1 pseudogene is annotated in these 624 nt (G+C 52.6%); it reads right to left on the bottom strand.

What is annotated here, in order from left to right:
- A pseudogene (locus ACLI09_RS18025) lies at positions 1-624 on the bottom strand (hypothetical protein); the annotation flags it as partial.

Genomic DNA, 624 nt, shown 5'->3' with positions numbered 1-624 from the left:
TGCTGAAGCAGTTGGCGCAGCCGTGGTATTGATGGTTATGGCTACGCCAGTACGTGTGCTCTCGCAGCTGTTAAGTGTTTGCGATACATAGTAAGTACCTGTTGCAAGCGCAGTGGCTGAGGCAAGCGCCGAACCACCGGTTAAGGCGGTATACCATTTTAATGCCGTACCGGTAGCGGTAAGGTTAGCCACGGTTGCACTGTTACAAAACGCCTGTGCTGATGCAGTTGGTGCAGCGGTGGTATTAACGGTTACAGCTACGGCAGTACGTGTGCTCTCGCAGCTGTTAAGCGTTTGCGATACGTAATAAGTACCTGTTGCAACCGCAGTGGCTGAGGCAAGAGCCGAACCACCCGAAGCTACGTTGTACCATTTCAATGCCGTACCGGTAGCGGTAAGGTTAGCCACGGTTGCGCTATTACAAAAAGCCTGTGCGGATGCAGTTGGTGCAGCGGTGGTATTAACGGTTACAGCTACGGCAGTACGTGTGCTCTCGCAGCTGTTTAGCGTTTGCGATACATAATAAGTACCTGTTGCAACCGCAGTGGCTGAGGCAAGAGCCGAACCTCCTGTGGAAGCAGTATACCATTTCAATGCCGTACCGGTAGCGGTAAGGTTAGCCAC

The sequence above is a fragment of the Flavobacterium sp. RHBU_24 genome (assembly GCF_046613695.1).
In the GTDB taxonomy this organism is placed as follows: domain Bacteria; phylum Bacteroidota; class Bacteroidia; order Flavobacteriales; family Flavobacteriaceae; genus Flavobacterium.
Note: the sequence above shows the minus strand (reverse complement) of the source record. Positions and strands in the feature narration are given on the sequence as shown.